The sequence below is a fragment of the Gemmatimonas phototrophica genome (genome assembly GCF_000695095.2).
Taxonomy (GTDB): Bacteria; Gemmatimonadota; Gemmatimonadetes; order Gemmatimonadales; family Gemmatimonadaceae; genus Gemmatimonas; species Gemmatimonas phototrophica.
In genome coordinates this window covers 897,492-919,660 of the sequence record NZ_CP011454.1, presented here as the reverse complement: position 1 = coordinate 919,660, position 22,169 = coordinate 897,492, and the positions used below count along the sequence as shown (strand labels likewise).

The following is a 22,169-nucleotide window of genomic DNA, read 5'->3' as shown; positions in this document are numbered from 1 at the left end:
GCCCGCTGGTGCGTCACGTCTCGCCGCTGCTTCGGGTGTTGTACTGCATCGCCATACTGACGCTCCCCGCCGCGACCAGCGCGCAAAATCCTGCCGCCCCGCTGTCGGCCTTTGCCACCGCCAAGGCCGAACGCCTGCTGCGCGACAAGGCGAGCTGTCTGGGGTGTCACCAGCTCAAGGGCGAAGGCGGTGTGCTGGGCCCCGCGCTCGACGATGTACGCACCCGCCGTGATGCCGCGTACATCGCTGCCATGGTGAGCGATCCGCAACACACCAAACCCGGCGCCAGCATGCCGCGCATTCGCATGCCCGCCAGCGAACGGCAGCTGCTCGTGCGCTACCTGGGTGGTGATGCGACACAAATCGTAACCGCCCCGCTGTCGCCCGCAGCGGGAAGCACCGACGGCAAAACACTCTACGCCCAATGGTGCGCCGGCTGCCACGGCGCCACCGGCAAGGGAGATGGCCCCAACGCCGCGCGGCTCCCCGTGCCTCCCGCCAAACACGGTGACGGCAAAGCCATGAGTGCGCGTAGCGACGATGCCCTCTTTGACACCATTGAGGCCGGCGGTGCCATCATGAACAAGTCTCACCGCATGCCCGCCTTTGGAGGGTCGCTCACGTCGCTGCAAATCCGGGCACTGGTGCAGTACATCCGGACGCTGTGCAACTGCCAGCCCCCCGCCTGGTCACGCGACGGCCTGCAGCCATGACGCGCCGCCGTGTTGCCCAACGCCTTGCGCCGCGGCTCGCGCAGCTTGCGGCGCTGTTCACCTTCGCAGCGTGCACCGGAGAGTCCACACCGGCCACCGACGCCACCACACCGCTCTCAACGGCTGCATTGGAGACGCCGGTCTCCCCACCGGCCAGCGCCTTTGCCGGAACCGAAAGCTGTGCGTCGTGCCACGCCGAGCAAAGCAGCGCCTGGCGGGCCTCCACGCACGGAAACGCCGGCGGCATTCCGGGCAGTCGCAGTAATAATGTGCGAGTCATCGCCCCGTTCAACGGCGCGCCCATACGCTTTGCCGACGCCACGGTTATTCCGCGACAGAACGCCGGCCGCTACGAGTTTGTCGTGCAGCGCGAGGGCGAACGCGATACCAGCTATGCCGTCACCGGTGTGATTGGTGGAGGGCACATGCAGGGGGGCGGCACGCAGGGCTTTGTGACCAACTGGATGGATGGCAGCGTACGGTTTCTGCCCTTCGACTGGAGCAAGGACAGCCGCACCTGGTTCTGCAACACCGGCACGCGTACCAACGCAGGGTGGCAGCCCGTTACCCGCAGCATGCGGCTGGCCGACTGTGGCGACTGGCCCCCCATGCGCATCCTGGGTGACGAGCCTCGCTTCAGCAATTGTCAGTCGTGCCACGGCAGCAACATCTCCGTGCGGTTTGACGACACCAAAAAGCAGTGGCGCACCGACATTGCCAGCTTTGCCGTGAACTGCGAAAGCTGTCATGGTCCGGCCGCACGCCATGTGCAACTCATGAAGCAGGGCAGTACGAGTGCGGACATCGGGCTGGTGGCATTGGCCACCCTCTCCAAAGACGAGAGCGTCGCCACCTGCATGGGCTGTCACGCCCTCAAGACGCGACTGACCAGCGGCTACACACCAGGTGCGCAACTCACCGATTTCTATTCCGTCGCGCTGTCGCAGCTGGGTGATACGCCCTTCACCCCCGACGGGCGCACGCGCACTTTTGCCTATCAGGAAGGGCATTACGCCAGCGATTGCTATCGCAATGGCGGGATGACCTGCGCGTCGTGCCACGATCCGCATAGCCAAGGCTATCGTACCGTGACAGGCGAACCCATTCCCGGTCGCGTGGACGACCGGCAGTGCACCAGCTGCCACGCGAGCAAGCGCGAGAATGTGTCGCTGCATACCAAGCATCCGGCGAAGAGCACTGGCAGCAACTGTGTGTCCTGCCACATGCCCTACGAGCAGCAGCACGAGCTGGGGCGTGCCATCAGGTACGGGCGCTCCGACCATACCATTGCCATTCCGCGCGCGGCGCTCGACTCGTCGCTGGGACTCGTGGGCTCCTGCCGCTCCTGTCATGCCACCATGTCGGTGCAGGAGCTGGAAGCGCAGACGCGCCGGTGGTGGGGCACGCTCAAGCCGCACGAGCCGGCCGTTGCCGGTATTCTGGCCGCCCGGGGCAACAGCGATGTGGCCACGGCCACGTCACAACTGTTGCACCCCACCTCTCGCAACGCCATGGCACAGGTGGCGGGGATGGCCGAGTGGCTGGATCGTTTTGCGCAGCCGCGCATGGAGAGCGTTCCCGCAACGCTTGAGGCGCAGCTGACGCAGTTGGCGGATAGCCCCGACCTGGATGTCCAGGCTTTGGCGCTGGCCACGCTGCATTACACGCGCGGCCATGACCGCGGTGTTCGCCGCACGCTTGAACAGCACCTTGAACAGGCGCCCCGGCAGAGCGCGTTGCGGCGCCGGTGGGCCATGGTGCTGGGCGGGCTGGGAGATGCCGCCCGTGAGGCCGGTAACACTGCCGCGGCGGTCGCCGCCTACCGGGCGGCGCTGCAGGTCATCCCCAACGCTGCACCGCTGCTGGTGAACCTCGGGCTTGCCCACGCCGCCGTTGGCGACATGCCTTCGGCATTGTCGGCCTACCGCGCTTCGCTGCAGTCCGATCCGCGCCAGCCGCTGGCCGAGGTCAATGTCGGCGTGGCTCTGGAACAGGGCGGCGATCTGGAGGGCGCCCGCGGGGCCTACGAGCGGGCGATTTCCCTCGACCCCACCCTGGCGCTTCCCTACCTCAATATTGGCACCACGCTGTTGCGCAGCGAGCGAGCCGCGGAGGCCCGGCCATGGCTGGAACAGGCGCTGGCCCGCGATCCAGGGCTGGCCACTGCCCACTTCCAGCTGGCGCTGGTGTTCGTGCAGTCGGGGGAGCTGGCCAAGGCCGAACAGTCGGTAAAGCGGTCGCTGGCCCTCGACGCGGCGAACGGCGAGGCGGTGAAGCTCCTGGAGGCGCTGCGCGAGGCGCGGCGCTAAGCGGGGGCTCACCGAACCGGGTAAGGGCATTAGCTGCATTTCCAGGACTGCTCCGATTGGGCGGACGGGGCGTCAAACGAAGACTGGCTCCGGCATGGGCTTGCGGCGTACCGCTAATGCAGTTTGCCGTTCGACGTCCCAGCCAGACTTTCGCGAATGTCCGTTACGCAGCTTGTCCCACTTTCCACTATTAAGAACGTAAATCGGGGCGTGAAACGCACCTAATGTTCGCCCAAGCGGAATAATCGGGGACAAGTGGGTGTGACGAGCGGTTGCCGGTCGCGGTTACAATCTGCATATTCGCTCGCTTGTTCGTCGTGCCCGACTTCGGTTGGGCCCCCCTCGTCCCTGCAGGAGGCTAAGGAATGCCCGGAGCTCTACTCGCCCGAAGCTCACGCTTCGTCGCCGCGTTGCTGCTCGCCTTGGCGGTACCTTTGGCGCGCAGTCATGCCCAAGGTCCCACCGCGATCATCGAAGGCCGCGTCACCGACGCGGTCAGCCAGCGTCCCCTCGAAAACGTGCAAGTCACGATCGATGGCACCCAGCTTGGTGCGATGACCAACGCGTCAGGCAACTACCGTATCACCGGCATCCCCACGCCGTCCGGTTCGGCGGAAGTGGTGGTTCGTGTCCGTGCCATCGGTTACTCCCGTGAAACGCGCACGGTCACCGTCACGAGCGGCCAGACCGCCCGTCGCGACTTTGCCGTCACGGTGTCCGCCATTCAGCTCAACCAGGTCGTCGTGACTGGCTCCGGTCAGAAAACCGAAGTCAAGCGCCTCGGCAACACGGTGGCTGTCATTCAGCCGCCGGCCAACGCCCCCATCAACGACATCTCCAATCTGCTCACCGCGCGTGAGCCGGGCGTGTCGGGTCTGGTGAGCGGTGGTCTCTCGGGCGAAGGCGCCAAGATCCGCATCCGCGGTAACGCCTCGCTCTCGCAGTCCAACGAGCCCATCATCTTTGTCGATGGCGTGCGTATCAACTCGGGCGGTGGCTTTGGCATCGGTAACGGTGGCGGTGGTTCGCCCTCGCGTATCGACGACATCGACCCCAGCACCATTGAGCGCGTCGAAGTGCTGAAGGGTGCCGCGGCCGCCACGCTGTACGGCACCGAAGCCTCCAACGGCGTAATTCAGTTCTTCACCAAGTCGGGCACCTCCAGCTCGCCGCGGTGGACGATGCAGCTGCAGCAGGACGCGGTGGACTTCGGCAATCGTGTGGCCCCCAACTCGGGCTACGCCCGCACGCAGGCCCGCGCCGACTCGCTCGCGACCTACTGGAACAAGCCGGGCCTCAAGGCCTTCGAAGTGTTCGAAGTGCCGGTCTTCAAGGACTACATCACTGAAACGGGCCTCGGCAACATCGCCTCTGCCAGCGTGCAGGGTGGTGGCCAGAACGTCACCTACTTCGCGTCCGGTCGCTACTACCGCGAAAATGGTCCGTTCGGTGGCAACGATTACGGCCCGGCGCAGGACGTGGTCCGTCGTATCCAGACCACGGCCAACCTGTCGCTGGTGCCCACGAAGAACCTCCGCGTCCGTTTCAACAACGCGTACTACAACACCGCGAACGAAACGCCGGAAAACAACAACAACATCTACGGCGTGAATTCGTTGTCGTACATGGCGCGCCCCGAGCTCGCCAACTGCAACGCCTCCACGTACATCTCCCCGGGCCGCTGCTCGGGCGCCGGCAACGCCTTTGGCAACCAGGCGTTCATGACGGTCCGTGAAGCCATGCAGGTGACCAACAAGACGTCCACGCAGCGCTATGTCGGTACGCTGGACGCCTCCTACACGGCCACCGAGCGCCTCACGCTGTCGTCCACGTTCGGCTTCGACTACGCCGCGCAGCGCGACTTCGGCTTCTCGCCGTTCGGCTACAACGTCGACCTCTTCACGTCCAACAATCCGGACGGGTCGCGTCAGGTGTTCTCGGCTGGCACGCGCGTGCTCACGCTCGACGGCAAGCTGGCCTACAACCGCGACTTCGGCCCGTTCACCACGTCCAACGTGGCCGGTCTGCAGGTCTTCAACAACCGCACCGAAACCAACACGGGCTCGTCGGCCTTCTTCCCGGGCCCCGGCATTGAAGTGGTCGGCGCCGGCGGTCAGAACATCTCCGCGGGTGAGTCGTTCCTCACCACGGTGAACGGCGGTTACTTCGCGCAGTCGCAGATCGGCTGGCACGACTGGGTGTTCGGCACGGTTGGCGGCCGGTACGACTTCGCCTCCGCGTTCGGTAAGGATGCTGGCGGCGTGTTCTATCCCAAGGCGTCGCTCTCCGTGGTGCCGTCGGATCGTCAGGGGTGGAGCTCCACGTTGCTCTCCACCTTCCGTCTGCGTGCGGCCATTGGTCAGTCGGGCCGTCAGCCCGGCGCTTTCGACCAGTTCACGACGTTCTCGCCGCAGGTCACCGCGGTGGGTTCCGGCCTCATTCCGTCGCAGCTGGGCAACCCGGGCCTCAAGCCCGAAATCTCGACGGAAGTGGAAGCGGGTTTTGAAGCCGGCCTGTTCAACAACAAGGTCGCCCTCGAGTACACCGCGTGGACCCGTACCGTGAACGACGCCCTCGTGCCGCGTACCTTCCCCACGTCGGGTGGTTTCCGCAATTCGCAGCTGACCAACATCGGCACGATCGACGCGAACGGCATGGAAATCGGCCTGCGCTCGCAGGTGATCAACAAGAACACGAACAAGCTTGAGCTCTTCGCCAACGCGGCGTACCTCAACCAGACGCTCACGAGCCTCGGTGGCGCTCCGGCCATTCGCGTCTCGGGCGGCTACGCGCGCTATCGCATCTATCTCAAGGAAGGGGCGCCCCTCGGCTCCATCTACGAGCCGCGTCTCGCCAGCGCCTGCGGCACCGTGCCGGCCACCAACGCGGCAGGCAAGCCGATCACCTGCTACAACAACGGCCAGATCCCCATCAACTTCAACGGCCGTGGCACTGCCGCGTCGCGTGAAGAGTTGCTGGCGTATTTCGCCACCCCGCGTGACATCCAGCAGTCGTCGGTGCAGTCCACGCTGCAGCCGCTCCTGGCTGACTACGAGGGCAACGGCATCCTGTTCGAACAGCGCGTGGGCAAGAGCATACCCACGTGGACCGGCGCCTTTGGTGGCACGTGGTCGTTTGCGAGCCACTGGAAGATCCAGAACACGCTGGAGTATCGCACCGGCTACCTGGTGTCGAACCTCACCGACGGATTCCGTCTGTCGCAGCACCCGTCCATCGGCTCGAACCGCCGGGAATTCTCGGAGCTGCAGTCGGTCATGCAGAACCCGGCCAGCACGCCGGAACAGCGTGTCCAGGCCGCGGAGACGTACATCCGCGGCTATCGTCGCCTGCTCGAGCCCGGCTTGTATCAGGGGCAGAACGGCAGCTTCCTGCGGTGGCGCGAACTCGCGGTCACCTACAACTTCGGCGCCGACATGGCCAAGAAGCTCGGATTCCGCGATGCCTCGCTCACCTTCGCCGGTCGTAACCTCCTGATGTGGACCAAGTATCCTGGTCAGGATCCGGAATCGAACGAAAACGGCCGCGGCTCGACGGGTTCGCTGGCGGACAACTTCCAGAACGCCACCGACGGTTTCGGCTTGCCGATCCCGCGTCGTTTGTCGCTCGCGCTGAACCTCAACTTCTGATCCGGAGCCCGGACCCTTATGCAGTCTGAAACCAAGTTTGGGGGAACGGCACGTCTCCGTCGTACGCTCGGTACCGCTGCGGCGGTACTTGGCGCCGCGGCGTTGTCGTCGTGCACCGTGTTCTCCACGGAAGTCAAGAATCCCAACGCCGTCACCGAAGACGCCATTGCCACGCAGTCGGCCGCCGCGCTGTCGCTGGTGACGGGGTTATACGGCTCCGTCAACGCGGCGGGCAACCAGCTCACGGGCACCAGTGGGGCCGCGTCCGACGAACTGACGTGGGTGGGTTCCCGTGAATACTGGAACCTGCTCGACGTGGGTGACCTCGGTGATCCGCTCAACGAGTACACGGACGGGCAGTTCCCGTACGTGAGCCAGGCGCGTTGGATGGCCAACTACGTGTTGCCGAAGCTCGAGGAGTACGACAAGGCTGGCTCGCTGCGCAACCGCGCCGACCTGGGTCAGGCGTACTTCCTGGCGGCCACGATTTACACGTTGATTGGCGAGAACTACGAAGACTTCATCATCTCGTCTGATCGTGTGGCCAACGGTGCGCCCATTGGTGAAGCGAACATGCGCATCATGTTCGACTCGGCCATCGTGTACACCGGCAAGGGCATCGCGATTGCCACGACGCTCAACAACACGGCCCTGCGCGCGCGCCTGCTGGGTATGCAGGCACGGGCGAAGTGGTCGAAGGCCGTGTGGGCCACCCTGCGCGCGCCGCGTGGCTTCCCCACGCAGCCGCTCATCAACGACGCCGGCGCCAACGCCGACGCCGCGGCCGCGCTGGCCGCGTTCGGCACCAACGGTGCCCGGTATCGTTTTGATGTGATTGCGCAGAACGCCGGTGGCTGGTTCTCCACGGGCTCCGAGATGAATTCGCGTCTCGAAATCCGCGCCGGTAACCGCTACATCGTCCCCAACGCCGCCGGCACCCGTCCGGCGGACGGTGCGGCCGGTATCGCCATGCGCGATCCGGTCACGGGCGCGGTGGACCCGGTGACGCAGAAGAACATCGATGAGTGCTGCCGCTTGTCGAGCACGGTGAACGTGGGCTGGACCGCCACGTCGGCCAAGGAAATGCTGCTCATCCTGGCCGAAGCCGCACTCGCCACGAACAACACCACCGAATTCGCCACGCGCATCAACCAGATTCGCGCGGTGGATGGACTCCCCGAGTGGACCGGCACGCCGTCGGCGCGTGATATCCTCATTCACACGCGTAACGTCTCGCTGTTCCTGCAGGCGCGTCGTCTCACGGATCACTATCGTTTCCAGATCCGCGCCGACCGCTGGGTGTCCACGCGTGGCCTCCGCCCCTGCTTCTTCCCCATCTCGTACAACGAGCGCCAGCAGAACCCGCTGGCCCCGCAACCCGCACAGGACCGCCCGGCGGCCTGTAACTAACGAGCTGGCGCAGGACCGGTAGACAAACGGCCCCCCGATCGAATCCGATCGGGGGGCTGTTTGTTTGAGATCTGCGAACTGAGATCTGAGTCGGCCGAGCCGGGACGTGGAGGTGAGAGCGTTGCGAGTTGAGAGGTGCGATGGATATCGAGGGTGAGAGGCCCGATTCAAGCGAGTTGAGAGGTCCGAGTGCTTCGTCCGCGCTTTTGTGCCCCTCACGGGCCCGCTGTTCCCGCTGTTACCCGGTAACCCGGTAACCCATAACCCATAACGCTTTTACAGCAGTTACCGCAGTTACAGCGGTTTCCGCGGTCCCCGCTTTCGCCGTATGTTAGGGGCATCGTCGGCCTCGCCTTTCGTCTCATTTCCGTCTGAACGCCATGGATTCCAGGTCGCCACATATGTCGCACTCCTCTGCTCCTGCTCATCGCCAGCGCCGCGCCGCCGTGCCGACGATCGCGCTTGCCGCTTGGACCATCGCGCTCCCCATCATGGGCTGCTACAGCAACGTGCCGGTTGCCACTGGGGTCACGCCCACGCCGGGCGAAGGCGTCGTAGTGCTCACCACCGATGGGACCAGCGCCGTCCGGCAGAAACTCGGCGACAACATCCGCGAAATTGACGGCGATATTCTGCGCGTCTCGCGCGACAGCATCACCATTGCCGTCACCCAGACCACCACGCTCTCGCGTGAACGGTTCACACAAAACGGTGACGTCATCACCATTGCCACGCCACTGGTAGCGCAAGTGCAAAAGCGGACGTACTCGCGCAAGCGCACCTTCATCCTGATCGGCACCGTCATCGCCGTGCTTGCTGCCACCCTTGGCATCAGCAGTGCCGCCAGCGCGTCAAGCGGCGGCGATGGCGGCGGCGGCATTCAGCCGTAATCGCGCTCCCGCCACACCGCCGTATTTCTCCCTCCCCTTCCCCGCACCTCGCCATGTCCTCTCGTCGCGATTTCCTGTCCACGTCGGCCGGCTCACTTGCCGCTCTCTCCCTTGCTGGCTGCGCCACGGCTGACGCGGACGCCAAGGGCTCTGCCGGTACTGCCGATGGCGATCTGCCCCCGGCCATTGCCGCGCTGTCGCCCATGAAGGACGGGGTGGTGCCCATTTCGGTCGACGAGCGCCGCGCGCGATTGGAGAAGGCCCGCACATTGATGGCCGAGCAGAAACTCGATGCCCTCATGCTCACGGGCGGCACCAGCATGGAGTACTTCGCCGGCATGCGCTGGGGACTGAGCGAGCGGTTGCTGGCGGTGATCATTCCGGTGAAGGGGGCGCCGTTCCTCGTCACGCCCAAGTTTGAAGAGGAGCGGGCGCTGGAGCAGGCGCTCAACGGGCCGTTGGGGAAAGACGCCACGGTGTACGCGTGGGAGGAGCACGAAGACCCGTATGCGTTTCTCGCCAAGGGGCTGCGCGACCGCGGCATTGCCACGGCCACCATTGCGGCCGAAGAAACGGTGCGCTTTCAGTTCAGCGACGGCGCCGCGCACATTCCGCAGGTGAAGGTGGTGAGTGGCACGCCCGTTACCGCCGGCTGCCGCATCGTGAAGGATGCGCACGAACTCGCGCTCATGCGTCACGCCAGCAAAGTCACGCTGCTGGCATACGAAGCGGCCTACAAGTCGCTCAAGGAAGGGATGACGCAGGACGACTTCGGGGATCTCGTGTCGCTCGCGCACAAGCGCCTGGGCTACAACGGATCCGCCGGCGTGCAGGTGGGCGAATTCAGTGCGCTCCCGCACGGCAGTGCGACGCCGCAAGTGGTGCGCGAAGGGAGCATTCTGCTCATTGACGGCGGCTGCAAGGTGGAAGGGTACAGCTCCGACATTTCGCGCACGTTTGTGCTGGGCAAGGCCACGCAGCGCATGAAGGACGTGTTCGAAATCGAGTTCAAGGCGCAGAGCGCGGCGCTGGCGGCGGCCAAGCCCGGCGTGCCCTGCGAAGCGGTGGATGCCGCCGCGCGCAAGGTGATTGTGGACGCCGGCTTCGGCCCCGACTACAAGTTCTTCTCGCACCGCGTGGGGCACGGCATGGGCATGGACGGGCACGAGTGGCCGTATCTCGTGCGCGGCAACACGTTGCCGCTGGCCCCGGGCATGGTGTTCTCCGATGAACCGGGCATCTACATTCCCGGCGAATTCGGCATTCGCCTCGAAGACGACATGGTGATCACGGAAACCGGTGCGGAGCTGTTCACGCCGCAGTCGGAGAGCCTCGAGAAGCCGTTCTGATTCCATCGTCTCTGCGCGCCACCATCATCGCGTTTGACGGCGGACTCGCCCTCACTACGCCCCTCCGCGTGCACGCCGTCCTCGATGCGGCGGCCGCGGAGTCGCAGGTGCTCGATGCAAATACCGTAGCGGCGGCACTGCCCGGCCGCACGTTTCTCGAAGCGTCGCTGGCGTTGTTCCCCGCGCTTGCCGCCAGCGACCCCACGGTGCCCGAGTTGATTGCGCTGCGGGCACAGCGGGGCTACCGGGCGCTGGTGCAACACGGCGTATCGTTCGATGCGGAGATGGTGGCCCGACTCCAGCGCGCCGCCGCCGCCGGCCACCGGGTGGTGGTGCGGGCCGACAGTGAGCGGCGCGATGTGGAACCGCTGCTCGCTCTGGCAGGACTCGACCACCACGTATCACTGCTGCGCTGCAGCGATGACGCCCCCCGCGGCCCTGGTGACACCATTCGGCGCAGCTGGGACACCATACACGACCGCCTGAACGCCATGCAGATCGCCGTGACGGCGCGGTCCGCCTGGGAAATGACGCCGTATACGGCGGCGGTGGCGGCTGATTATGTTGCGACTGTGACCGAGCCAACCACCAGTCCTGCATCGTCTGCGCCCACCCTCGTGTACCCCGAGCCGCTCGTGGGTGACGACGTTGAGGCCTATCTCGATCTGCGCCGTGATGCCGCGTGGTTTGAGGCCATGAACCATTGGAGTACCATTCAGGGCCCGAAGGCCATGGAGGCGCTCAATGGGCTGGTCACCAACGATGTGAGCCAGCTGGCAGTGGGCATGGGGATGCACGCCGTGGCGCTGACCCCCAAGGGGAAAGTGGTGTGCGACATGTACATCGCGCGCACCCACGACGACCGTTTCATGCTCACCGTGCTGCGGCACTGCGCGCCAGCGTGGCTCGATCTGGCCCGCAAGTACATCAATCCACGCTTGGCCAAGGTCATCGACGAGTCCGATCAGTGGGCCACCTGGATGGTCTACGGCGCCAATGCCGTGCAGGCGGTCGCCAATCTTGGCGGCGCCATGCACACCGTGGAGAACCTCGGCGACATCATGGTGAGCGGCCTCCAGGAGTGGCCCGTCTGGTCACATGGCATGTGGAACATTGGCCCGGTCAGCGTGCGTCTCGTGCGTGCGCCCGTTATGGGCAGCCTGCCAGGCTTCGTCATCATGGCTGATGTCCGCGATGCCGAGATTGTGCGGGAGCGACTCGAAGCGTCCACACGCCGCCGCGCGTCACGCGCCGTGTGGAACATTGCGCGCGTGGAAGGCGGCCGCCCCGCCTTCGGCGTCGATATGGACGAGAATACCATTCCGCAGGAAGCCAACCTCGACACCCTCGGCGCGATCTCCTTCACCAAAGGCTGCTACACCGGCCAGGAGACCGTGGCGCGCGTGCACTTCCGCGGACATGTGAATCGCCACCTGCGCGGACTCATGGCCGAGCAGCCCATGCCGCAGCATGCGCGCGTGGCCGATGCCACCGGCAAGGACGTGGGCGATGTGCGCAGCAGCGTGATCTCGCCTCGACTGGGCCCCATCGCCATGGCCATGATCCGCCGAGAGGTCTCGCCGGGAGACACGGTGACGGTCGTCGTGCCGGCGGGCGACATCACGGCCCGCGTCGTCGAGCTGCCGTTTGATGAGTAGGTGAGACGGGCGAGTCGGGACGCAGAGGTGAGAGCGTTGCGAGTTGAGAGGTGCGATGGATATCGAGTGTGAGAGGGTCGAGATAACGACGACGATGAGAGGTGCGAGTGCTTCATCCTCGCTGGGAGTGCCCTGCACTGGCTTGGGCCCCCGCGGTTACTCGGTTACCCGATAACCCATAACACATAACGCCGTTTTCATCGCACTTCGATTGTCCGACATCTGACAACAGACATCAGATTCCCGCCTCTCAGCCAAACAAAAAAGGGGCCCGCTCTTTCGAGCGGGCCCCTTTTTCCTTCACGCAAGCAGATTAGTGCTTGGTCGTGTCGGCCATCGCGGTCGAGTCGGCCGGGGCGGCCATGGCGGTCGAATCAGCCGGGGCGGCCATCGCGGCCGAATCCATGGCGGCGGCGGGGGCGGCGGCAGCCGTGTCAGCGGCCGGGGCCTCTTCCTTGGCGGAGCAGGCGGCGAGCACGAGAGCAGCGGCGACGAGGGCGATACGCTTCATGATGAGACTCCATACGGTGCGGTGATGAGCGCCGTGCAGCCTAAAAGCGCACGGCCCCCCCGGCGTCTGTGCCGACGGGGTCAAGCGACAGGAATGTATGGTACCGGACGCTGGTGTCAAGGCGCCTTAATCGTCTCCTCACACTTCTGGGGGGACGGAAAGCCGTTGTGGGACAAAGATTTTCGGTTGTTACTGTAAATGACGCCTCTCCGCCCCCTGGATCGGCGACTTCTCCCCCCCTTCCGCAAATCCGGGCACTCTTCGCCCCGCTTGTGCCTTGTACCTGCATAGTACCCCGGGCGGTTTTTCGGCCCCATTTTCTGGCAGCCCCAACAGTACCCACGCCGTGTCCCGATTCCCCGAGACCCTCGGCGCGCTCAAGCGCTCCGGCTACGCCACCAATCGGCCCAAATCCGTCAAAGACGAGATTCGCCGCAACCTCATTGCCCGCCTGCAGGACGGCGGCCCGCTCTTTCGCGGCGTGCTGGGCTACGAAGACACGGTCATGCCGCAGATCGTCAACGCCCTGCTGGCCCGGCACAACTTCATTCTGCTCGGACTGCGCGGACAGGCCAAGTCGCGCATTCTGCGCGCCATGATCTCGCTGCTCGATGACGCCATGCCCGTGGTAAAGGGGAGCGAGGTGAACGACGATCCGTTCGCCCCCATCTCCAAGTACGCGCGCAATCTCATCGAAGAAGCGGGCGAAGACACCCCCATTGCCTGGGTCTCGCGCGACCAGCGCTACGTGGAAAAGCTCGCCACGCCCGACGTGACCGTGGCCGATATCATCGGCGACGTGGACCCCATCAAGGCGGCCCGCGGGGGGCACCTGCTGAGCGATGAGCTCACCATTCATTACGGCATGCTGCCGCGCGCCAACCGCGGCATCTTCGCGTTGAACGAACTCCCCGACCTCGCCGGCAAGGTGCAGGTGGGCTTGTTCAACATCATGCAGGAAGGCGACGTGCAGATCAAAGGCTATCCCGTGCGCCTGTCACTGGATGTGCTGCTCTGCTTCACCGCCAACCCCGAAGACTACACCGCGCGCGGCAAGATCATCACGCCGCTCAAGGACCGCATTGGCTCGGAAATCATTACGCACTACCCCGAGTCGGTGGAGCTGGGTGTGAGCATCACGCGCCAGGAAGCCTGGACGCAGCGCGACAACAGCGTGGAGATCCGCGTCCCTGATCTCATTGAGGAAGTGGTGGAACGCATTGCCTTCGAGGCACGCGACGACAAGCGCATCGACAAGCGCAGTGGCGTCTCGCAGCGTATGCCCATTACCGCCATGGAGAATGTGGTCTCCAACGCCGAGCAGCGCGCGCTGCGCAACGGCGATAGCGAAGCGGTGCCGCGTGTGGCCGATGTGTATGCGGCCCTGCCCGCCATCACCGGCAAGATTGAGCTCGAGTACGAAGGTGAGCTGGTGGGCGGCAACAACATTGCCCGCGAACTCATTCGTCGCGCCTGCGACGCCACACTGCGCGAGCGCACGGGTGATCTCGACACCGACGAGATCATCATGTGGTTCGACAAGGGAAGCGCCCTGCAGGTGGGCGACGACATTGCCATTGGTGTCGTGCGCAAGGGCTTCGACCTCGTGCCGGGGCTGGTGGACACCGTCGTTGCCCTCGGCCTCGCCAAGAAGGGCGACGACTCCATGATCGTGGTGGCCTGCGAGCTGGTGCTCGAAGCGCTGGTGGCACGCCGCAAGATCTCGCGCTCCGACGCCGGCACTTATGCGCGCGCCGAGCGCGAGTCGCGTCGCAAGGGGCAGCAAGACTACTTCGGGTAAGCCTGCTGCTCCTGGCATCTGCCAACTGAGTGGCTGCCGTCTGCGGTCTTGCAGTTCACGACATTGGTGAACCGCAGACGGCTGACCGCAGCCACACAGACGGCAGTGAGCAGCAACGCACGCCAATTAATCCGGAGTTAAGGCAGCCCCCGCCAGAATGCGGCATGTCACTCCCCGTTCGTCTGTTGTGGTGTGCCGCTCTGCTGTTCGCTGTTCCCTCGGTACAGGCCCAGAAGACCAGCCAGGACTCCTCCGCCCGGCGCATTGAGCCCATCACGGTTCGTGGGGCTCGTGCGCCGTCGGTCACTGGTGGCGCCACCGCAGTCACCATTCGCCCCGATTCACTTCCCGTGCCGCTGGCGCCGGCGCCGCATATCGGCGACGTGCTGCGGCAAACGGCGTTTGTGCTCGTGCGCCAGAATTCGCGTGGCGAGATGGAAATTGGCGTCCGCGGCTCCGATTCCCGGCAGGCCGCGGTGCTGCTCGACGGGCTCCCGCTCACGGTGGGGTGGGACGCCCGCACCGACCCGTCGCTCATCCCCACCACGGGGGTGGAGCAGATCGTGGTGGTACGCGGCCTCGCCACCCTGCTGGGGGGCGCTAACACCCTGGGCGGGGTCATTCGCATGGACCTCAACGGGCCGCTCGCGCGCAGCACGCCACGCACCACCTCCCTGCAGATTGGCACCGGCATAGACCAGTACGCGTCCCGGGTCCTCTCGCTCAACGCCGCCCGCCCCATGGACGTGGCCGGCGGCACCCTGCGCATTCGCGGTGGCATCACGCAGCGCCAGCGCGACGGGTTTGCCCTCCCCAGCGGCAACCTCGGCGACGGGCTCACCGGCGGCACCGCCGACCCGGGCAGTCCGGACAATCGCGCGCTGCGTACCAACACCGACCAGCAACAGCTCGACGGCTACGCCGCCGTGCGCTACGACCATCGCAGCGGTGCCTTTGTGGGGCTCACGGCCACGGGTTACGACACGGAACGAGGGGTCGCCCCCGAACAGCACATCCAGTTGCCGCGCTATTGGCGCTATCCGTCGCAGTCGCGCACACTCGGCATTCTTTCCGCCGGCAGTGGAGTGCGCAAAACCTCATTGGGCTACGGCTCTCTGCAAGCCAGCGTCGGACGCAGCACGCAGCAGGTGGAGATTGAAAGCTTCACGAATCGCAGCTACAACACGCTGTTATCCAGAGAACTGGGTGACGAGGTCAGTGACGTCTATCGGGTTGCGGCCACGCATTCCCTGCCCCGCAACGCGCAGCTTCGTGTCGCGGCCACCGGCACCCGCGTGGTGTACGACGAAACGCTTGATGCGCAACGCGCCACTGCCCGCGCCACCCGCTATGAACAGCGACTGGCGAGCCTGGGCGCCGAACTCGATGTGCCCATTCATGAGCGGTTGCTGGTGAGCGGTGGCGTCGTGCAGGACGACGCACGCACACCGCAGTCGGGGGGGCGGCCGTCGCTGGGCACGCTGTCGCGTGCCGGCTGGCGGCTGGGCAGCACGTTGCGCTTCAACGATGGTGTACGCTTGCACGCGTCCGTGAGCGAACGAGCCCGCTTTGCCGCCCTGCGTGAGCTGTACAGCGGAGCGCTCGATCGCTTCGATCCCAACCCCCTGCTGCGCCCCGAGCGCCTGCTGGGCATGGAAGCCGGCATCACCCTCGACGGCGGAGCCTTTGCCCAGCGCGGCGTGCAGCTGCAGGCCGTGGGCTTCCGGCATACACTCGACGACGCGGTGGTGCGCATCTCGCTCCCCAATCGCCTCTTCCGTCGCATCAATCGCGATGAAATCCGCAGCCACGGCCTCGAGCTGCTGGCCTCGTGGACACCGAGTGCCCTCAAGGGCACCACGCTCAGCGGCGACGCCACGCTGCAGCGCATCAGAGTGCTCGACCCGTCCATCACCACCAGCGCCAACAACGAGCGCCGCGCCGAGCATAACCCCGAACGGCGCGCGTCACTGGCCGTGACGTCGCCCCTCGTGGCCGGTATGCGTGCGAGCCTCATGGCCCGGCACGTGGGCGTGCAATACTGCCAGCACCCCGACCTCGCCCGTCAGGTAGAGCTGGGCGCGCAAACCATTGGCGACGCCGCCATCACGCGAACATTCACCATGCGCCGCAGCGGCCTGCTGCAACGACTCGCCGCCGTATTTGCCGTGGACAACCTGGGAGACCGCGCAGCCTACGACCAATGCGGCCTGCCGCAGCCGGGAAGGACGCTCAGACTCGGGCTGACGCTGGGGTAGTCAGAGGTGCGCGGTGGGACGATCGAGTGTGCGATGGATACCGAGGGTGAGAGGGTCGAGATAACCACGACGTTGAGAGGTCCGAGTGCTGGCGTCCGCGCGTGCGTGCCCCGCACGGGCCCGCTGTTACCGCAGTTACCCGGTAACCCGATAACCCATAACCCATGACGCTTTTACAGCGGTTACCGCAGTTCCGCTGTAACCGCGCAATAGTGCTAGCATTGTCCGTGTCATCATGTGTTGACCATTGCCAGCGCATTTTTGCCCGCCTCTCTCTCGTCGCTCCTTGACGCCCCTGCTGCCGACGCCCGCGATGCCGCGTGGGCGGTCTTTGTGGCCGACCACAGTCGGCTGCTCGTGCACATTGCGCGGGATGTCTTTCCTCAGTACGACGAGGCCATGGATGCCTATGCCTTTGTCCTCGAACGCCTGCAGGAAGACAACTTCCGTCGGTTGCGTGGCTACCGGAACGACGGCCGAAGCAAACTGACCACCTGGCTGACGGTGGTGGCGCGCCGTCTCTGTCTTGATTTCTACCGTCAGCAGTACGGTCGCCCCCGGGACGCCCAGGACAAGGACGGCGCGGAAGCGCGTTTGCAGCTTCGGCGACGCCTGGCACGGTTTACCACCGATGGGGATCTCGCGATCGCCCATACCGTTGACGATCAGGCCCCGCTCCCTGATCAAGACGTGCGCCACCGCGAGCTGCAGGACGCCGTGAGCAGTGCCATGGCGCAGCTCAACCCGGATGAGCAGTTGCTCATCAAGCTGCGGTTTCACGATGGGCTTTCGGGTAGCGAAATCGCCCGCTTGCTTGGCCTGCCCACGGCCTTTCACGTGTTCCGTCGGCTCAACGCCACCTTTGGCAGCCTGCGTCGCCTCCTCAAGGCCCGCGGTGTGGAGAGCAGTATCCCATGACGACGCCCATGCATTCGGAAGTCGCACGCGCAGCCGAGGAACACCTCGATGCGCATCTCGTGGCCGCGTTCGTTGACGGCTCCCTCTCCGCCCCCGCGAAGCAGGTGGCGGCGCAGCATCTTGCCCTCTGCAGCGAGTGCCGCCGCGAGGTGGTGGAAGTCCGACGGCTGCTCCCCGCGCCCCCCACCGTGCGGGTACGGTACCTGGCCCCTCTGGCAGCGGCAGCCGCCGTCATAGTCATGATGCGCTGGGGCGGTGGCAGTACCCCGCCATCGATTACGCCAGACACCACGCGTGGCGCTCTTCCTTCTGCCGGTGCTGGGCCGTCCCCGGAGATTGAAACGGCACTGGCGGTGGTAACCAGCGACTCCCTGGTGTCCAACACCACGGACCTCATTCTCGTGTGGCGCTCGGCCGCCCCGGGGGCCACCTACGATCTGGTGGTGCAGAACGACGTCGGCAGCGTTTTACACGCTACCGCCACAAGCGATACGGTGCTCACGCTCCCTCGCGCCGTGCTACGCGCTGCACCACGAGCGTGGTGGAGCGTCACGGCCCAGCAGCTCGATGGGCGCAGCCGCAGCACCGGCGCGTATCTGCTCGTCCCGCGCTGACCCACGGCACACTCATGCGGCGCACACGCACGCCTTCCAAGACCTCGTTCCATCTGGTGGCCGGTCGGCTGTCGGTGGCGGCGTGGCTGGCGATCGCAGCCTGCGATAGCGGGCGCGACGCCGTGGCTCGCGCCCCGCTCAGCGCCGAGCAGCAGCGCATTGATGCCTTGCTGGCCGCCGGCGATTCGCTCTATCGCGGAGCGCCTGATAGTGCCGCTGTCCTTTGGACGCAGGCCCAGACATTGGCCGAACGCCTCGCGGATTCCTCACGAATTGCACGGGCGCTCACTGGTCGGGCGCAGGCGGCCAAACAGCGTGGCGAGTATGTATCGGCGCGCCAATGGGGGGAGGCCGCGCTGCGCCTCAAGCGGCATCTGGGCATGCGCCACGAGCTGTTTCGGTCGCTGAACAGTCTGGGGCTGTTGGCCTGGGAAGAAGATCGCACCTCCGATGCGACCCGCCTGCTCACGGAAGCGGCCACCGTGGCGCGCGAATCGGGCGACTCGGCCGGTGTTGCCAAGGCACGCATGAATCTGGGATTGGTGTTGCAGGAGCGAGCGCTGTACGACGCGGCCGCCGAGGCATTCACCGAGGCCCGCCTGCAGTTCACCACGCTTGCCGACACGGTGAACCTCGCACGTACGCTGAACAATCTGGCGGCCTTGCAGATTGCGCGGGGGGCCGCGCTGGACGCCACCGGGCTGCTGCGTGAGGCTCGTACGCTGGCCAGTGCCACCGGCGACTCGACCCTCGAGGTCAATGCGCGCGGCCAACTCGCCACGGCGTATGCCGCCATGGGCGCCCCGCAGCGTGCGTTTGTGTTGCTGGACAGTGCCAATGATCTGGCCCGTCGTCTTGGCGCTGCCGGAGAACTGGCCGAAAATCTGCGCGTCCAGGGGGACTTGTATCTCGAGGCCGGCGATACGCAGCACGCGCTGGACGTGTACGGTCAGGCGGCGATCCTCAACGACTCGCTGGGCCAACCCAAGGAACAGTTCACGGTGCGACGCCAGCAGGCCCGCGCCCTGCAGCAACGAGGGAATGTGTCGGCCGCGCAGCGCATGGCCACCACGGCATTGAACGGGCATGCCCGCCACGGGCTGCTGTATCAGATGCTCGAGGATCTTTTGCTGTTGGCCGAACTGGCGGAGGAGGCGCGGGACTATCCCCGCGCGGATCGTCATCTGGCCGAGGCGCGTCGTGTTGCCCGGCAATTGGATATCCCGCTGGCGGCTTCGCAGCTGGCACTTGCCACGGCCCGGCAGATGGCCCGTGCGTCACACTGGCCCGGGGTGCTGCACGAACTTGAGCGCACCACATCGCTGTTCGAGATGGCCGGCCCCGATGTTCGTGCCGAACGGCTGGCATGGAAGGCGCGTGCCTACGCCGCGCTGGGACGTCGGCGTGAAGCCGTACGCGAGGGGAAAGCGGCTGTTGCGACCATTGAACAGGTACGGGCGCAGTACGCCGCGGGGGAACTGCGCCAGCGCTATGTCGCCGCGCGGGCGCGCGTCTACGCCGATCTGACACTCGCGCTTTTGGCGCAGGGATTGGTGGATGATGCGTTCGCCGTCGCCGATGCCGCCCGCGGGCGCGAACTCACCGAGCGGCTCCGCGAGAGCCGTGAGGCGCTGCAGCGCAACGGCCGTCGCACAACCGACCCGCCATTGTACGTGGAGCGGGAGGCCAATGCGCTGCTGGCACGCATTGATGCGTTGGTGAATCGGCTTCGCCTGCAGGAAGACCGCGCCCCGCGCGACCGCAGTGCCGCCCTCGTGGCGTCGACGCAGGAGCTGCGCGATAGTTTGCGCGTGGCCCGGAGTGCCTATGAGGCGTTGCGCAGTCGGCTGCCGTTACCGAACGAGCGTCACGAGATCGCCAGTACTCCGGCCACGGCGTTCACCACGCCGCAAAACGTGAAACCCGTGTTGCAACGCCACGAAGCGCTGGTGGAGTACTTTGCCACCCCAGAGCATCTGGTGATTTTTGCGGTGACGCGCGAAGCGGTACGGGTGGCGACGATCCCCATGCCTACGGACTCGCTGGCGGCGCGTATTGGACTGGTGCGTGAGCTGCTCGGACAGCGGCACGCTGGCCAGGCCGCCATCCCCTTGCTGTCCGCGCTGCACGAAACGCTGGTGACTCCCGTGCAACGCCTGCTGCCTGCCACCGTGCGCCAATGGGTTCTGGTTCCGCACGGCCTGCTCACGGCACTGCCTTTTGGTGCGCTGTACAACGCAGCCACCCAGCGGCATCTCGTGGAAGAGATCACCCTGGTGAACCTGCCCAGCGCCGCTTTCCTGGTGGGGGTGCGCACCATGCCGGCGCGACCCCAACCCGTATGGCCGTCGCCGTCGTTCAGCGCTCTGGCGCCGTTCACCGACCGCCTGCCCGGCTCGCGAGCCGAAGCGGAGGACGCGGCGGCGCAAAGCGGCGGCACGGTCTACCTGAACGGAGACGCCAGCGAGCAGCAGTTGCGCACGCTGGTGCAGCAACCCGGCGTGGTACACGTGGCCAGTCATGCCGTGGTGAATGCGCACAATCCGCTCTTCTCGCGACTGGAGTTGCGTGGCAGTGCGACGCCCACCTCGTCCGCCAATGATGGCCGCCTCGAAGTGCACGAGATCCTCGGCCTTACCGTACGCAGTCCGCTCCTGTTTCTCTCCGGCTGCGAAACCGCCGTCGGCAACGGGCAGGGCATGCGCTTTGAAGCGCGGGGAGAGTTTACTTCGCTGGCCAACGCCTGGCTCATGGCCGGTGCGCGCAACGTGGTCGCGACGCTCTGGCGTATCGACGACGCTGCGGCCGCCCGCTTTGCCCGGCACTTTCACACCGCGCGTCGCCGTCAGTCCACCCCCGAGGCACTCGCCACGGCGCAACGGCTCATGATTCGCGATCCGCAGCAGTCCCACCCGTATCGTTGGGCGGCGTACCAGCTGTCGGGCGATGGCCGATGACGCGTTGGCCACGCCGCACCACGCCACGCCCGGGTCCTCTTTTTTCCCCGCCACGTCGCGCAAACGTGATGCCGTTGTCCGTATCATTGCGCAGCCGCGTGTTGTTCCTGTCTCCAGCCACTACCCAATGACGCCCGCCTCCTTCCTGCGAGCGACCCTGTCGCTCGTGCTGCTCACCGCCTGTGGCGGCAGCACGCTCACTGACGCCACCGCAACACCGGCCTTCGCCAGGGCGAATGGCGGGGGCAGTGGTTCCGGCGGCACCACGACCGTGTCCGTCACCGGGGCCTCACCGGCCATCGCCAGTACCGACACCGTCGTTGATGTGACCATCAGCGGCAGCGGCTTTGCCAAAGGGGCATCAGCCCGCTGGTCCATTGCGGGGGATACCACGCAGGTGCAGGTGCTCTCCAACAGCTACGTGAACAGCAGCACACTCAAGGCACGCATTGCGGTACCAGCCAACGCCACCATTGGGTCGTACGACATTGTTGTGACCAATGTGGGCGGCAAGAAGGGAGTAGGCGCCGAGGTCTTCGAAGTGGTGCTGGGCGATCCCAAGACCACCTGGTACTTCCCGCTCGACGACAGCGCCCTCGGCCTGCGCAGCGACGGCGCCTTCGTGAGTGGTCAGGAATCGGTGTACGACAACGGCGTGTGTGGCGTGTCGGCCAAGCTGTTTTCGTCCAATGCCTTCAGTGGCAGCGGCGATGCCACCATGCAAACAGACAATCCCAACTTCCGCGACCGACAGTGCCCGCTGTACCCTCGTACCGTCTCGCTGCACTATGCCGACGGCCATGTGGAGCGTACGGCAGGCTTCTTCAATCTCCGGGCACTTGAGAACGGGACACTGACCATTCCCATTGGCAGCACCGCGCTGCGCGGGCTCACGTTCTCCTTGTCCATCCGGAGCGCTCGCTGTGCATCACTCCGGTGGAATGATCTCGTGGAAGGGCTCTCCGTGCCCGGCGACAAATTGCTCGTCACGCGCCTTGACGCCAATACGTGGAGCGTTGAGTCACAACCCGCGCCCAATAATCGCGCGTATTGTCCGGCCAATGGCGTGAGCTATCCACTCAATGTGCGATTCACCGTCAAAAAGCGCGCGCTGCCATAAGCCACCGCAAACCG

General features: G+C 65.6%; 14 protein-coding genes. 13 read left to right on the top strand and 1 reads right to left on the bottom strand.

All coding sequences use genetic code 11. The features are described from left to right. Window positions 1-8: 8 nt before the first annotated feature. The 7 genes from GEMMAAP_RS19945 to ygfZ all read left to right on the top strand — a co-directional run bounded on the left by GEMMAAP_RS19945 (window position 9) and on the right by ygfZ (window position 11,976). Complete coding sequence (locus GEMMAAP_RS19945) at window positions 9-713, top strand: c-type cytochrome (RefSeq protein WP_202969185.1); 705 nt, start codon at window positions 9-11, stop codon at window positions 711-713. After that, window positions 710-3,022 carry a tetratricopeptide repeat protein gene (locus tag GEMMAAP_RS03835; RefSeq protein WP_026850171.1) on the top strand — a complete coding sequence of 771 codons (2,313 nt, stop codon included), beginning with the start codon at window positions 710-712 and terminating at the stop codon, window positions 3,020-3,022. Before GEMMAAP_RS19945 ends, GEMMAAP_RS03835 begins: the two co-directional genes overlap by 4 nt. A 365-nt stretch (window positions 3,023-3,387) precedes the next feature. Then, window positions 3,388-6,669: a SusC/RagA family TonB-linked outer membrane protein gene (locus GEMMAAP_RS03830; protein WP_026850172.1), complete on the top strand. Its 3,282-nt coding sequence runs from the start codon at window positions 3,388-3,390 to the stop codon at window positions 6,667-6,669. 18 nt (window positions 6,670-6,687) lie between these two features. Further along, a complete protein-coding gene (locus tag GEMMAAP_RS03825) occupies window positions 6,688-8,079 on the top strand; it encodes a RagB/SusD family nutrient uptake outer membrane protein (RefSeq protein ID WP_026850173.1) in 1,392 nt (463 codons plus the stop codon). A 401-nt stretch (window positions 8,080-8,480) separates the two neighbouring features. Further along, window positions 8,481-8,969, top strand: a complete 489-nt coding sequence (locus GEMMAAP_RS03820; RefSeq protein WP_026850174.1) for a hypothetical protein — start codon at window positions 8,481-8,483, stop codon at window positions 8,967-8,969. A gap of 53 nt (window positions 8,970-9,022) precedes the next feature. After that, window positions 9,023-10,318 (top strand): M24 family metallopeptidase, encoded by a 1,296-nt coding sequence (locus GEMMAAP_RS03815; RefSeq protein WP_026850175.1) that lies wholly within the window; start codon window positions 9,023-9,025, stop codon window positions 10,316-10,318. A 68-nt stretch (window positions 10,319-10,386) separates the two neighbouring features. Then, window positions 10,387-11,976 (top strand): CAF17-like 4Fe-4S cluster assembly/insertion protein YgfZ, encoded by a 1,590-nt coding sequence (gene ygfZ, locus GEMMAAP_RS03810; protein ID WP_026850176.1) that lies wholly within the window; start codon window positions 10,387-10,389, stop codon window positions 11,974-11,976. A gap of 313 nt (window positions 11,977-12,289) precedes the next feature. Here ygfZ and GEMMAAP_RS03805 read toward each other — a convergent pair whose 3' ends face one another. Next, entirely contained in the window at window positions 12,290-12,487 is a 198-nt protein-coding gene (locus GEMMAAP_RS03805) for a hypothetical protein (RefSeq protein WP_026850177.1), read from the bottom strand. 346 nt (window positions 12,488-12,833) lie between these two features. On the opposite strand from GEMMAAP_RS03805, the gene GEMMAAP_RS03800 reads away from it, so the two are divergent. The 6 genes from GEMMAAP_RS03800 (at window position 12,834) to GEMMAAP_RS03775 (ending at window position 22,155) form a co-directional block, all read left to right on the top strand. Then, window positions 12,834-14,288 (top strand): magnesium chelatase ATPase subunit I, encoded by a 1,455-nt coding sequence (locus tag GEMMAAP_RS03800; protein WP_043581097.1) that lies wholly within the window; start codon window positions 12,834-12,836, stop codon window positions 14,286-14,288. 164 nt (window positions 14,289-14,452) lie between these two features. Continuing rightward, window positions 14,453-16,546 (top strand): TonB-dependent receptor plug domain-containing protein, encoded by a 2,094-nt coding sequence (locus GEMMAAP_RS03795; RefSeq protein WP_026850178.1) that lies wholly within the window; start codon window positions 14,453-14,455, stop codon window positions 16,544-16,546. A 237-nt stretch (window positions 16,547-16,783) separates the two neighbouring features. Beyond that, window positions 16,784-17,464 carry an RNA polymerase sigma factor gene (locus GEMMAAP_RS03790; protein ID WP_026850179.1) on the top strand — a complete coding sequence of 227 codons (681 nt, stop codon included), beginning with the start codon at window positions 16,784-16,786 and terminating at the stop codon, window positions 17,462-17,464. Further along, a complete protein-coding gene (locus GEMMAAP_RS03785; RefSeq protein ID WP_026850180.1) occupies window positions 17,461-18,078 on the top strand; it encodes a zf-HC2 domain-containing protein in 618 nt (205 codons plus the stop codon). The genes GEMMAAP_RS03790 and GEMMAAP_RS03785 overlap by 4 nt, the downstream gene beginning before the upstream one ends. Window positions 18,079-18,092: 14 nt before the next feature. Then, window positions 18,093-21,035 (top strand): CHAT domain-containing tetratricopeptide repeat protein, encoded by a 2,943-nt coding sequence (locus GEMMAAP_RS03780; RefSeq protein WP_026850181.1) that lies wholly within the window; start codon window positions 18,093-18,095, stop codon window positions 21,033-21,035. 127 nt (window positions 21,036-21,162) lie between these two features. After that, on the top strand, window positions 21,163-22,155 hold the full coding sequence (locus tag GEMMAAP_RS03775) for a hypothetical protein (RefSeq protein ID WP_145978986.1): 993 nt from the start codon (window positions 21,163-21,165) through the stop codon (window positions 22,153-22,155). Window positions 22,156-22,169 lie beyond the last annotated feature (14 nt).

Coding starts and splice junctions, on each gene's coding strand:
- GEMMAAP_RS03835 (WP_026850171.1), top strand. CDS start 710: ATGACGCGCCGCCGTGTTGCCCAACGCCTTGCGCCGCGGCTCGCGCAG.
- GEMMAAP_RS03775 (WP_145978986.1), top strand. CDS start 21,163: ATGACGCCCGCCTCCTTCCTGCGAGCGACCCTGTCGCTCGTGCTGCTC.
- GEMMAAP_RS03795 (WP_026850178.1), top strand. CDS start 14,453: ATGTCACTCCCCGTTCGTCTGTTGTGGTGTGCCGCTCTGCTGTTCGCT.
- GEMMAAP_RS03820 (WP_026850174.1), top strand. CDS start 8,481: ATGTCGCACTCCTCTGCTCCTGCTCATCGCCAGCGCCGCGCCGCCGTG.
- GEMMAAP_RS03785 (WP_026850180.1), top strand. CDS start 17,461: ATGACGACGCCCATGCATTCGGAAGTCGCACGCGCAGCCGAGGAACAC.
- GEMMAAP_RS03815 (WP_026850175.1), top strand. CDS start 9,023: ATGTCCTCTCGTCGCGATTTCCTGTCCACGTCGGCCGGCTCACTTGCC.
- GEMMAAP_RS03780 (WP_026850181.1), top strand. CDS start 18,093: ATGCGGCGCACACGCACGCCTTCCAAGACCTCGTTCCATCTGGTGGCC.
- GEMMAAP_RS03825 (WP_026850173.1), top strand. CDS start 6,688: ATGCAGTCTGAAACCAAGTTTGGGGGAACGGCACGTCTCCGTCGTACG.
- GEMMAAP_RS03830 (WP_026850172.1), top strand. CDS start 3,388: ATGCCCGGAGCTCTACTCGCCCGAAGCTCACGCTTCGTCGCCGCGTTG.
- GEMMAAP_RS03805 (WP_026850177.1), bottom strand. CDS start 12,487: ATGAAGCGTATCGCCCTCGTCGCCGCTGCTCTCGTGCTCGCCGCCTGC.